At 46.8% G+C, this 12,253-nt stretch carries 10 protein-coding genes; 7 read left to right on the top strand and 3 right to left on the bottom strand.

Annotated features, from left to right (window positions below; genetic code table 11):
- Window positions 1-58: 58 nt before the first annotated feature.
- The gene (locus OM416_RS15990) at window positions 59-520 is read left to right on the top strand and encodes a MarR family winged helix-turn-helix transcriptional regulator (protein ID WP_062836692.1); all 462 of its coding nucleotides are present in this window, start codon (window positions 59-61) and stop codon (window positions 518-520) included.
- 143 nt (window positions 521-663) lie between these two features.
- On the opposite strand, the gene OM416_RS15985 is transcribed toward OM416_RS15990, so the two are convergent.
- On the bottom strand, window positions 664-1,638 hold the full coding sequence (locus OM416_RS15985; RefSeq protein WP_264931500.1) for an aldo/keto reductase: 975 nt from the start codon (window positions 1,636-1,638) through the stop codon (window positions 664-666).
- A gap of 112 nt (window positions 1,639-1,750) precedes the next feature.
- Between OM416_RS15985 and OM416_RS15980 the strand changes: the two genes are divergently transcribed.
- Both OM416_RS15980 and OM416_RS15975 read left to right on the top strand, forming a co-directional pair.
- Complete coding sequence (locus OM416_RS15980; RefSeq protein ID WP_319951915.1) at window positions 1,751-2,794, top strand: LCP family protein; 1,044 nt, start codon at window positions 1,751-1,753, stop codon at window positions 2,792-2,794.
- A 188-nt stretch (window positions 2,795-2,982) separates the two neighbouring features.
- Window positions 2,983-5,571: a DUF2339 domain-containing protein gene (locus OM416_RS15975; protein ID WP_264930990.1), complete on the top strand. Its 2,589-nt coding sequence runs from the start codon at window positions 2,983-2,985 to the stop codon at window positions 5,569-5,571.
- A gap of 403 nt (window positions 5,572-5,974) precedes the next feature.
- Here OM416_RS15975 and OM416_RS15970 read toward each other — a convergent pair whose 3' ends face one another.
- Window positions 5,975-6,130 carry a hypothetical protein gene (locus OM416_RS15970; protein ID WP_264930989.1) on the bottom strand — a complete coding sequence of 52 codons (156 nt, stop codon included), beginning with the start codon at window positions 6,128-6,130 and terminating at the stop codon, window positions 5,975-5,977.
- A gap of 294 nt (window positions 6,131-6,424) precedes the next feature.
- Here OM416_RS15970 and OM416_RS15965 point away from each other — a divergent pair, with 294 nt between their 5' ends.
- The 4 genes from OM416_RS15965 (at window position 6,425) to OM416_RS15950 (ending at window position 9,834) form a co-directional block, all read left to right on the top strand.
- Window positions 6,425-7,096, top strand: a complete 672-nt coding sequence (locus OM416_RS15965) for an FHA domain-containing protein (RefSeq protein WP_264930988.1) — start codon at window positions 6,425-6,427, stop codon at window positions 7,094-7,096.
- 26 nt (window positions 7,097-7,122) lie between these two features.
- The gene (locus tag OM416_RS15960) at window positions 7,123-7,701 is read left to right on the top strand and encodes a class I SAM-dependent methyltransferase (protein WP_264930986.1); all 579 of its coding nucleotides are present in this window, start codon (window positions 7,123-7,125) and stop codon (window positions 7,699-7,701) included.
- Between the two features lie 104 nt (window positions 7,702-7,805).
- Window positions 7,806-8,270: a MarR family transcriptional regulator gene (locus OM416_RS15955; RefSeq protein ID WP_264930984.1), complete on the top strand. Its 465-nt coding sequence runs from the start codon at window positions 7,806-7,808 to the stop codon at window positions 8,268-8,270.
- A gap of 154 nt (window positions 8,271-8,424) precedes the next feature.
- Entirely contained in the window at window positions 8,425-9,834 is a 1,410-nt protein-coding gene (locus OM416_RS15950) for an MDR family MFS transporter (RefSeq protein WP_264930983.1), read from the top strand.
- Window positions 9,835-9,944: 110 nt separating this feature from the next.
- Here the strand turns inward: OM416_RS15950 and OM416_RS15945 are convergent, their stop codons facing one another.
- Entirely contained in the window at window positions 9,945-12,248 is a 2,304-nt protein-coding gene (locus tag OM416_RS15945; protein WP_264930982.1) for a carbohydrate-binding domain-containing protein, read from the bottom strand.
- Between the last annotated feature and the right edge of the window lie 5 nt (window positions 12,249-12,253).

Here is a 12,253-nt window from a genome sequence, read left to right as displayed (position 1 = left end):
GTAATGTCTGATGGATACATATTCTGTTGCACAAGGTCGCACATCATGGAGGTATGAAATGACAAGCTCACAGTATAAAAACGCACAAGAAAGCCCGGGATACCTGCTATGGCAGGTTACAGCGATGTGGCAAAAGGAAGTACGTCGGGTGTTGGAGCCACTCGAACTAACACAGCCCCAATTTGTATTGTTGCACGCCTGTTTATGGCTCAATGAACACGATGAGGAAGGCAAAGGAGTAACTCAGGTTCAGATTGCTCAGTTTGCCAAGGTGGATGTTAACGTGACTTCTCAGGTTCTGCGTGCGCTTGAAAAGAGAGGATTAATTACCCGCGCTCGTCATCAGACGGATACGCGTGCCAATATTATCACAACAACGGAAGAAGGAACCCGATTGGCTGTGGAGGGAATTCATCTTGTTGAGGAATCGGACAAGGCATTCTTCGAAACTTTGGATGATCGTAAGGGAGAGTATTTGGAGATCATGCAGGAGTTTCTTCGCCAAAAAACAGAGGGCTAATCCATAATATAATTTTTTTATTTTATTAAACTACATAATGTAGTGGAACTGGAAGTTTTTCTAATTACTAATAATTATAGCGTTGCTACAAAATACAAATAGACCTCCTGACTTTATCCGTCAGGAGGTTTATTTCAGTTGTTTTAATCGATTCGATAGGATGCAAACGGCTCGCGGCGACGGAAAGAGTCACTGATCTGATCCAGATCGGCCAACAGCTCATCGGGCAGTGACATGTCCAGACTAGCCATATTATGTTCCAGCTGTTCGGTGCGTGTAGCGCCCACAATCACTGTGGATACAGCTGGACGTGTCAGTAGCCATGCGAGCGACAGCACACTTGGGGAGCAGCCATAAGAGGCAGCTTTAGCGCTCACTTGTTCACTTAGTTGGATATTATGCTCCAGCAGGAAACGGTTGAAGGACGGATCGGTGTCTGCTCTGGAACCAGAAGGCACACGGGTCTGTCCGTTATATTTACCTGTCAGAATACCGCCTGCTAGTGGGAAATAGGGGATAATGCCTACCCCCTGATCGAGACACATCGGAACCAGTTCGAGCTCAGGTGTACGGTCTGCCAGAGAGTAGCTGGTTTGGGTAGAGATGTAGCGCACATAACCTTTCTGTTCACTGATCCCCAGAGCTTTCATCAGCTCCCAGGCTGCGTAGTTGGAGGCTCCGATGTAACGAACTTTGCCGGAAGTGACCATATCGTCCAGTGTGCGTAGTGTCTCATCCAGCGGTGTATGCGGATCAAAGGTATGGATCTGGTACAGATCCACATAATCCGTTTGCAGACGCCGCAGGCTATGTTCCAGCTCTTGTTGCAAATGGTAGCGGGAGGAACCCCGCCCATGAGGACCATCATGCCGGGGCAAGCCGGCTTTGGTAGCAAGCACCGCGTTTTCCCGTCGACCTGTGAGAGCCTGTCCAATGATACGTTCCGATTCCGTACCTGCGTAGATATTGGCGGTATCGATAAAGTTAATACCCTGATCCATCGCTGCATGAATAATGCGGGTAGAAGTTGCTTCATCCGCGCGTTTGCCAAACGCATTGGTACCGAGCCCCAGTGCCGACACACGCAGACCACTATTGCCCAAACGTCGATATTCCATCATTCATCGCTCCCTTTATGTACATTTATGTAATGCAGATTATAACGTAATCTATTGAAAACGTGTTATTAATATAGTTAAATGATTCTAAGAACCCGTTATTAAAGGAGATATGATGGAAAACAGTGCCGCACATTTAACAAGACGGAAGCCGAAGAAACCGAAGAAGAAATGGATGAAGCCATTGATCATCACCCTAAGTGTGCTGCTTGTGTTGGGAGGACTCGGATTTATCTATCAAAAGCAACTCGTCGTGTTTGCCTTTAACATGTTCGCCTCAGGTACGGTGAAGGAAGCCTTGGATGACTCCTTTAAACCAGCTGGCAATAAGGATGCCCCTGTTGTAGAACATACGGACCCATTCTCACTGTTGTTGCTTGGTATTGACCAACGCGATAACGAACCAAGCCGTTCGGATACCATCATCTATTCCGTCGTGCGTCCAGAAGACAATAAAGTGCTGCTGCTGTCCATTCCACGTGATTCCTATACCGAAATCGTCGGCCGGGATGTGAAGTCGAAGATCAATTCAGCTTATGCCCACGGTGAAGCCAAGATGGCGATGGATACGGTGGAGAATTTGCTGGGGAACAAAGTGGATTTCTATGCTGCGATTAATTTTAACGGGCTCAAGGATATTGTTGATGCGGTGGGCGGTGTTGAACTGCCGATCAAAAAGAACATTGAGAACAAATCAAAAGCGCATGAGAAGCTGTTCGTTGAAGCGAACAAACCGATCTATAGCGGCGAAGAAGCGCTTGGTTATGTGCGTTACCGGGAAGATTCCGATTTTAATCGGACGATGCGTCACCGGATTTTCTTAAGTGCCTTCATGAATCGTGCGCTGGAGGTCAAAAATCTGACCAAGATCCCGGATGTGATTCAGATTGCCGGATCGAATTTTACAACCAACATGACTTCGGACTTCATCGTGAAGTTTGCCGAGTCCTTATATATGAAAGACAGTGCACCAACAATCAGCAACTACATGCTGAAGGGGGAAGGTGCGACGCGCAGTGGCGTATGGTTCTACGATCTGTCGGAGGACGATCTGCAATATGTGCGTGGCATGATCGCCAGTTGGCTGAACCCTGATGCGACCGAGATTATTGAACCGGAGTCAGCGGACCAGGCAGATACACCTGATGCAGCATAAGCATCGATTCTTGTGCAAAGCTCATATGAATATAAGTCGGGAGAAGTAGTTGCTTCCCGGCTTTTTTGCGTTTGAAATCCTACAGATGGAATATTGTACAGATATATCTAATGTTTAAACCTCTTTTTATGGCATACATATAGTAAAATATAGGGAAAAGATTAAACATCAACCAACGGAGGAAACTCATGAAGGAGTTTAAGGAACGGCTTGGGCAGGTTCAGGAGCAGCAGAAGCAACTGGCGAAGGAGTATAACGCCCTGCTCCAGGAATACGAGTCCGATGACCTGATCGTTAAGAATGAACAATTGCAGGAACAGTACGAAGCCCACAAGCTCAAGCTGCAACAGCTTGAACTTCGCTCGCGCAAGATGGAAGAAGAGAATGCACGTCTTCGCATGGCGTTATCCGAACAGATGCTGGACGAGAAGCTGAATCTGATCCGGGTATCCCGGGAGAAGATGGAGACGTATTTTCAAGGGAAAACAGCGGTACATAATGATCGAATTGCATTCCATGAACATCGAACCAAGTCCAATCTAAACGCGCTGTACAACCAGGCCGCACAGGAGTTGCAAGAGGATTCTCACGAGGTGAAGGAGAGGATTGCTTACCTTGCGGCAGAGGTAAATGAGCGCATTGAATCGCACAGACGAGCCGTCCGGGAGAGAGAAGAGGCTCTGCGTGGGCACATGGAACGTGGATATGAGCAGATGGCGGAGGAGGGCTTGAGCGAAGAGACCATTCAGCGCCGGATCAAGCAGAATCGCATGGAGATGAAGATTGGACTTAGCTGGATCAACAAGGTTGCCATCCTGCTCCTCATTCTGGGGGTTGGAGCAGCGTTCCAATACTCGTACTCGACCTGGTTTAATGACGAGATGAAGAGCGGAGCCTTTTTCCTGCTAGGTGCGCTAATGCTTGCTGGAGGAGAGTGGCTATTCCGCCGCAAAAGGCAGACGTTTGCAATGGGGCTGCTCGGCGGTGGGATCTCCGTGTTGTTCGGCTCCATCTTCTATAGTTACTTCTTACTGCATATCATCGGGTTATATACGGGACTTGGCTTGTCTGTATTGGTATCGGCAATCTCCGTATTGTTGTCCTTGAGATACCAGTCGAAGACCATCTGTTCACTAGGTTTGGTGGGCGGGTATCTTCCGTTATTCTCCTACATGTTCTCGTTCGGGCTTGAAGGCCCTGCTGTCTATGTAGCTATGATCTATCTGCTGCTCTTAAACGGCATTATTGTTTTCATTTCGTTTGGCAAACGGTGGCCGGTGGTGCACTATATCAGTTTCCTATTTAATACACCGTCTATGCTCATCCTCTTATGGCTGTCGCCAAGTGAGAAGATTGGCATGTTGTATTCCATAGTGACGTTTGCATTATATCTGGGCATTACGCTGGCATATCCATTCAAACACCGGATGAAGTTAACCTGGTGGGATTTCGCTCTACTCGCTATGAATACGAGCATTAGCTGTCTGATGTTATACGTGTTATTTGATGTGGCGGAGTGGAATGATGCTCAGGGCTTGCTGGCGTTGATCTTCTGCGTGGTGTATCTGGGCCTCGCACGATTCGTCCAGCGCAATATGGCTCAGGAGAAACAGACGATATTACTCTTTTATGTCACTTCCCTGACGTTCGCCATTCTGATTATTCCGTTCCAGTTCGGGGCCAAGTGGTTATCAATGGGCTGGTTGATCGAGGGTGTTCTGCTGGTTACGCTTGGACATCTGAAACGGCTCAAATCGGTGGAACGTGCCGGATGGGGCATTGTGCTCCTATGTCTATTCACTTTCGTGTACTATGACCTGCTGGCGTTATTCTTCATCGGGGAACGTTCTTATTTTATGTTAAAATACTCCAGCATCACGCTGGGAACTGTGCTTATTACACTGTATTATGCTTGGGCAGTTCACAGCAACTCATCTTCCAGGGAGAGATTCAATTACAGCGCACTGGAGCTGGGTTTCCTGAACGGATTCAAGTATGTGACACTTGCGAATCTGTGGTTATACGTGCTGTATGAGTCGAATGAATTGTATACCAGAGCTGCCGATGGGACGTTCCTGTTATACATGTTCTACAAGTTGCTCATGTTTGCAGCGCTCACAATTGCATTGGCCTATGGACTGAGCAAGGTGAAGCTGCTGCATGATCGATACGTACAGGGGTATACCACCTTCCTGCATGCCATTGGTTGCTGTATTGCACTGGCTGTCACCTTAACCATGCCGGCGCTTCAGCCGGAAGTTCAGCAGCATACGGCGGCAGAAATTGTTGGTTTGCTGGTGCTAATAATCTTTAATGTAGGGGTATTCTTTGCAGGAAGGGATCTGCTGATTGCAGGCATCCGTGGGCAGTTCAAGAGCATTGAATGGTACCCGGTTATCGCAGGAGTATATCTGCTAGGGGTCATCACCGTCTTCCTGACGATCCAGTTCCATTGGGGTGATGTGGGGCTGATGTTCAGCCTGATCTATCTGCTGCTGGCGATTCTCTATATTGCCTATGGATTCCGTAGAAAATATGTGATGATTCGGCGTTTGGGCCTTGGCCTAACGTTGTTTGCCACGGGGAAGATGGTGTTCTATGATGTGGGAATGCTTACCTCGGGCAGCAAAATCTTTGCCTATTTCAGCTTCGGCGTACTTTTGCTTGGGATCTCTTACCTGTATCAGAAGGTGTCCAGCCGGATGGAGGAAATACAGTCCAGAGAGACAGCGAAGCTTGGCGATGAACCTAATGTGCCTGAGGAAGAACAAGACTAACTTGGATACGAACGATAGAAGTAGCATTTGCGATTATATGGGGAGGGATTCGAAGTGGGATTTGACCTGAAAATCATGCTTTGGCAACTGTTATGGCTTGCTGGCCCTGTAGCTCTTATCGTGTATGTGTGGAGGAAATTCGACGTGAGAAAGAAGCGGCGTTGACCTGAGTGTTTGTGGGGGTGTCCACTGTCGACTTCGCTTCGATTAGGCAAATAAGTCGTTATCTGTGTTGTTCAAACGCATAGACGATCTATCGTGTAATATAGATTCTTTGGATTAAAATGAGGCTCCGGGCTGCTGTGAACAGCAATCTGGGGCCTTATTGATGTGAGTCTATGGCTCAGCCTAATATGACATTCGTGAAACGTTTTGTGCGGAGATCACGTTATAATAGAGTAGACTAGGGCTGGATCTTCATTTGTAACCATGAAATTTCGGTAGCCGATGTGCCTTTCAGTGATTCTCCGCCATCATCGTTCATACGGGAGAGCACGGTTAATGTCATGGACAAGGCGAAGGCGAGCAGCACGTATATGAAAATGTTTTTTTTGTTCATTGGAAGGTACCTCTCTTGTTGAATGGACTAAAGTAGACATCCGGTCGTCATGAGAAAAAAAGCACAACGTCTGGTATAGTAGAGTGAGTAGAACCAAACATAAATCGTTCCTGTATACCACTATATTGAACTATAGCGGGGCAAACAATGGAGCAAATCTGATGAATTTATCATTATTATTAACGAAATGTGTATAGTACGTGTTCAAAAAGACCGGTTTTCAGTACCGAGAAGATGGGCTTTTTGAACAACCTCTTATAGAGATCGAGTGATCGTTGAAGGTGGGAGAATAATATGCGGGAGACGGCAAAAATCGTCATTCGTACGCCAGGACAGGAAAGTGACGGCTCGTTCGCTTATGTAAGCCAAGGTCGCTCCATTACGGTGGGACGTTACACAGGCGGAAGTGAATTGGACTTGTCTGTTTATAATCAGATGATATCGAAGCGGCATTGCCGCATTCATTATGATGTACAGCAACAGCTATGGATCGAGGATCTAGATAGCAAAAATGGAACCGAACTGAACGGGCAGCGCCTCGTTCCTTATGAGAAATATCCGTTTGGCGAGGGAGACAGCCTGACGTTGGTCAATGGCCTGATCCAGCTTCGCACGGAAGGTGACCTTGGAGAGACAAGGGAATATCGTCTGTCGGATCTGTTGGGTGAGGGTGTGCGTTTACAGGATCACCTGCAAACCGTACAGATCGGTGAAGTGGAGATTCCGCTGTCCAAGAAGGAGTATCAGCTGTTCAAGCTGCTGTATAGTCAACTGGACCACTTTGTGACAAGGGAACAAATTGTGGCTCAGGTGTGGCCAGAGCGTAGTATGCTGGAGAGTGAAGCGGTAGGGATCGACGAGATTAACTCGCTTATCTACCGGACGAATCGCAAGCTGGGTGTACATTTTACGATTAAGTCTGTGTACAAAAAAGGGGTATACATGAAGTCTCATGTGCCCGAATGAATGCGTGATGACAAAGGGATGATGCTATGTTCATCGTTCATCTAATTCCATGGCTGATTGCTGTGGTGACATTGATATGTGTCATATCCATCGTACTTGTCAGTTGGAAAAACGGGATTTCCCCGATGCCTACATCCGGCCGCGTCAGGCAGGTGGTCATTCAAGAGGTAAACCGTATTCCGGGGTACGGCGATGTGCTTGAAGCGGGTTCCGGGTGGGGCACGCTGGGACTGGATATTGTAAGGCATTGTCCTGGTAAACGGCTGACCGGGATTGAGAATTCGAGAATCCCCTTATGGTCTTCCCAGATAATTGCTTATCTCAGTGTTCGCTTACGTCGAGCCAAGGGGAAACAGCACTCTCTCAAGGGCAGACTGCGCTTCATGCGCGGGGATATCTACATCAGTTCCTATGAACATGCGGATTGTGTGATCTGTTATCTGTTTCCGGGAGCGATGACCCGACTTCTGGACAAGTTCAGTCGGGAGCTTCCGCCGGGTGCCAGGGTGATTAGCGTCTGTTTTGCCCTGCCGGGCAAGGAACCGCTACGCACAATAACATGCCGGGATGCCCTGCGTACCAAGGTGTATGTGTATGCTTTTTGATGAAGAAGCTTATGATTGGAGACAGGAGAAACCGGAGGAATGAGACCCTCATGTTTCTGCTTTCGTTCAATGCATGTTATAACTCACGTGGGGTGTATATAGCTATGAATAAACAAGAACAAGTGACTGATCATTTCAGAGAATTATTTAATAAACTGGTCTGGATTAACAAGTCGAAGATGGAAGCCAGTCTTCGTGGTTATAAGTCTTCCGAAGTTCATTGCATTGAATATATTGGAAAGAATATCGATCCCAATGTGACAAAGCTTGCAGAGTCGCTGTATATGACCAAGGGTGCCATAAGTAAATTGACGAAGAAACTTATCGAAAAAAAATTGATCGAAGTCTACCAGAAGCCGGAGAACAAGAAAGAAGTCTATTTCAGACTGGCCGAGAAAGGGACTGTTGTATTCGGTATTCACGAGGAACTTCACCAAGAATTTCAAAAGCGGGATCAGGCTGTGTTTGAGCAGGTAACCGAAGCGCAATTAGATGGAATGCTCAGGTTTATGGAGAAATACAGCAAACATTTGGACGCAGAGATAAAGAAACAGGGTTTGGACATTTAGATAGATGTGTGTAATGGAAGGGGAATACAAAAAGCAACCTACTCTAATCGAGGGTAGGTTGCTTTTTTATTTGAATAATTATTATTGACAAGGAAACAAAAAAGAGTTACATTTTTTGTTGAAAAGGAAACAATAATACAAAGAGGAGACACATATGACTAAAGAAAACGTCAAAACCACTGAATTACCCAAAGAGGTGCTCATTGCAGCCTGGGCTATAGCTCTTGGAGCCATTGCACCTATGCTTGACTCTACCATGGTGAATATTGCCATAGATCAATTAACACATGATTTCAATACAACCTTAAATATTATTCAATGGGCCATTACAGGATATGTTCTGGCTCTTGCCATGGCAGTTCCCATCTCCGGTTGGCTTATGAACAAGTTTAATAGCAAGAAGATTTTCATTGGTGCTGTTATCCTATTTGGAGTGATTTCTATTTTAGTAGGTGTTAGCTGGAACATTTCGAGTTTTATCTTCTTTCGTTTACTTCAAGGGTTCAGCGCAGGGGTGATTACGACCCTCATGTTTACCCTCTTGGTGAAAACGGCAGGGAAAGATCACTTGGGAAAAGTGATGGCCATCGTAAGTACGCCTATGATCTTCGGCCCTATTCTGGGTCCAGTCCTTGGAGGATTCATCGTTCAGGGGGCATCCTGGCAATGGATTTTCTTCATTAACGTGTTCATCGTGTTGATCGCTGCGCCAGTAATGATGAAAACAATTCCTGACTTTGAACCTTTCAACAAAGAGAATAAGCTTGATCTGTTTGGCATTATTAATTTGTCTTCCATGAGCGGGGCTTTAATCTACGGGATAACGAGAGCTGCGGAACATGCTACGTTTAACAATAATGAAACGATCTTATGGGTGGGTATTGGTGTGGGTTTGGCTGTCATATATATGGCTTATAATCTCATTCGCAAGAATCAAACGGTCCTGCCCATGAGTTTGTTTACTTATAAAAGTTTTGCTGCTTCAAGTGCCGGCTTGTTTATGGCAAATATTGCTCTTATGGGCCCGATGTTAATCCTCCCGCTATTCTTTCAAAACTTTCGCCATTTTACGGCGATTGAAACAGCAGTTGCTCTTATCCCCCAAGGGGTTGGGATGCTTGTTACTCGGCCTTTACTTGGAAAAATGATTGATAAAATTGGACCCAAATATGTAGTGATCGTCAGTTTATTTCTTTCTCTCATTGGTTCAATTCCGCTTATTTTCATCTCTGATAAAACAAGTATGATCTGGATTTCCGTTATATTGTTCATTCGTGGTGCGAGTATTGGAGGGATTAGTCTGCCGTTAACAAGTGAAGCATACACTGGGCTTGATAGCACACAGCTCCCTGAAGCGAGTGTGGGCATTAATATGATTGAGAATCTTGGTTCAAGCTTTGGCTCAGCTATTATCGCGACGGTGGTTGCAACGGTCATACAAGGGTTGCAACCAACGGTCATAAATGAGTTGAAGGGGTACCATGCCGGATTTCTATTATCCAGCGTTATTCTCGTAATTATTCTAATTCCTAGTTTGTATCTTACAAATAAAAGGAACGCATGAACAGTTACTCCTGTTCTTCCTGAAAAATGAAAGCACTAGGTCCCGAATTCACTGTTATCGTGATTTCGGGATCTAGTGCTTCTAATTATACACTTAACTACAAATCATGATTATTTTGCAGAATCGGTAGTGCCTGTGCTGCCGGATGTTGTACCGGATTGCGATCTGTTTCTGCCGCCTCCGAATCCGCCTTGTCCACCGCCACCAGGACCGCCCATACCTGTATTGGCTGTGGTTACACCCGATTCATTCACCCAAGTCACATTACTGGTCGATTGGAATGCAACCACTTGAGTTCCGCCACTGTAGGTACCGTCTGTGTAGAGTCCATCCACTGTTTTACCTGTAGACGTACCACCGGAGTAGATCACATAGGAGCCATCTTTTTTCAGATCCGGGGAGCTGACAACTACGGTTTGATACTCTTTTGCCGGAGCGAATGTCAGAATGTTATTACCTTCGCTGTCTTGTACATGTACAAGTGTTCCAGCTTTTTGCGTTGCAGGGAATGTCATCACAATGGTATTTTGCGTAGACGCATCGGATGTTCCTTGTGCCATACCAGAGCTTCCGGCAGCCACGAGGTATCCACCGCTGATTTCAAATGTACCGTCATAATCCAATGCTCCGTTACCGTTATCCGTCGGTCCGTTCACAATAACCGTTCCGCCAGTCATGTTGATGGAACCATTGGAATCCAGTCCGTCACCACCTGCGTTCACGGTGAGTGTACCGCCGTTAATGTGGAACTCGTTATTGCTCGCTGCTGCTCCCATACCGCCCGGCCCACGTCCTTGCTGAGTAGCAGTTGTACCCTGGGATGCCTGATCGGTAGTTGATGTTTTACCTGTCGTTTCGGTTACAGAGATGTTAGATGTCGTAGTTGCATCGGTTGCTGTAGTAGCGCTATCTGTACTTGCCGCTATATTCGCAGCTGTTTCCGTCTCGCCACCTGCAGCATTTACGCCATCATCGGATGCCGTTACATCTACATCCCCATCGTTCAGGGTGATGATTGCACCTTCAAGTCCTTCATAGCTCTTCGCAATCTTGATGGTTCCGCCGTTAATCGTCAGGGCCTGATCGGCATGAATGCCATCATCACCGGATTCAATGTTGAATGTTCCGTCATTGACTGTCACGTTATTGTTGCTGTGCAAGGAATCATCCATGGAATCAATGGTATACGTACCACCATTAACCGTAAGATCTGTACCTGCCTTGAGTGCTTTGGCACTTGTGGACTCGGTTGCTGTTGTTGCTGTGTCCGCATCGGCATTGTTATCCGTTGTTGTTGTTGTTGTGTTGGCAGAGTTGGATGCCGCTGCGCCGTTCGTATTAGCCCCTGCATTCGTACCGCTGTTAGTAGGCATCTCTGGCATGTCTGCAGGAGGTTCGCCATCCGGTGGTGTTCCCATATCGGTTGGTGGTGTGCCGCCACCCCATCCACCGCCACCGCCGCCAAACGGACCTTCTTCTACTTTAGCTGGTGCATTGGCGCTACCGCCGCCCGTTACAATGTTGTATGTGCCGCCATCCGTAACGAGTGCAGTTTCAGCCTGAATACCATCATTGCCACTTTGGATATCGAAGGTACCTCCTGCGATAGCAACGTAACCTTTGGTGGTATCTGTGTCATTAGTTGATTTAATACCGTCACCTTTGGCTTCAATGGTAATGGTGCCCGCTTGAATGGCGACCATATCTTTACCTTTGATCCCGTCATCGGCTGCTTTGACGCTGATGCTACCACTAATGATTTTCAGATCATCCTTGCTCGTAATACCTTCATTATAGTTACCTGTGACGGTCAACTGACCTGCACCGTTGAACGTAAGATCCGCTTTGCTGAAGATCGCAGCATCCGGCTCGTCTGTCGTAGCGTCGGCGTACACATATGTTTTACCATCGGATACGGTATTCTTGGTTCCTTTTTCGAGTGTAATCACCGCTTTACCAGCCTTCTGAATGTAGATCGCTGCACTGTCGTTATCATGAATGGTTGCTCCGTTTAATACGAGATGCACAGTACCCTTATCGGCAACGTTAACCACGATCTGGCCATCCGTTAGCTCTCCGCTAAGTACATAAGTGCCTGCTTCGGAGATGGTTACTGAGCCGTTGGCTGCTTTGGCGCCCGAACCGGTCACCGTTGCAGTTGTTCCGTTCAGTTTAATCGTTGTGGAATCTGCTTCACTCCAGCTAATATTGGTATCGTCAGCATCCAGAGAGACCAGATCTGCGTATTTTACAGAAGTTTGCTCGCTGACAGATACCGTTTTGGTTGTTCCTGTCGTTGAGGTTGCGGCATTGGCCGTTGTGCTTGTGGTTGCTGGCGAACTGCATGCTGCGAGTAGGCTGGTAATCATGGCGATGGACCAAAGTTTGCTACCTGTTATCATGTTCTTCTTCATATTAG

The organism is Paenibacillus sp. LS1 (assembly GCF_026013365.1).
In the GTDB taxonomy this organism is placed as follows: Bacteria; Bacillota; Bacilli; order Paenibacillales; family Paenibacillaceae; genus Paenibacillus.
Note: the sequence above shows the minus strand (reverse complement) of the source record. Positions and strands in the feature narration are given on the sequence as shown.

Bases quoted from the DNA above. Each gene is read 5' to 3' on its own strand.
- OM416_RS15965 (WP_264930988.1), top strand. From the start codon at position 6,425: ATGCGGGAGACGGCAAAAATCGTCATTCGTACGCCAGGACAGGAAAGT.
- OM416_RS15960 (WP_264930986.1), top strand. From the start codon at position 7,123: ATGTTCATCGTTCATCTAATTCCATGGCTGATTGCTGTGGTGACATTG.
- OM416_RS15985 (WP_264931500.1), bottom strand. From the start codon at position 1,638: ATGGAATATCGACGTTTGGGCAATAGTGGTCTGCGTGTGTCGGCACTG.
- OM416_RS15980 (WP_319951915.1), top strand. From the start codon at position 1,751: ATGATGGAAAACAGTGCCGCACATTTAACAAGACGGAAGCCGAAGAAA.
- OM416_RS15975 (WP_264930990.1), top strand. From the start codon at position 2,983: ATGAAGGAGTTTAAGGAACGGCTTGGGCAGGTTCAGGAGCAGCAGAAG.
- OM416_RS15970 (WP_264930989.1), bottom strand. From the start codon at position 6,130: ATGAACAAAAAAAACATTTTCATATACGTGCTGCTCGCCTTCGCCTTG.
- OM416_RS15990 (WP_062836692.1), top strand. From the start codon at position 59: ATGACAAGCTCACAGTATAAAAACGCACAAGAAAGCCCGGGATACCTG.
- OM416_RS15945 (WP_264930982.1), bottom strand. From the start codon at position 12,248: ATGAAGAAGAACATGATAACAGGTAGCAAACTTTGGTCCATCGCCATG.
- OM416_RS15950 (WP_264930983.1), top strand. From the start codon at position 8,425: ATGACTAAAGAAAACGTCAAAACCACTGAATTACCCAAAGAGGTGCTC.
- OM416_RS15955 (WP_264930984.1), top strand. From the start codon at position 7,806: ATGAATAAACAAGAACAAGTGACTGATCATTTCAGAGAATTATTTAAT.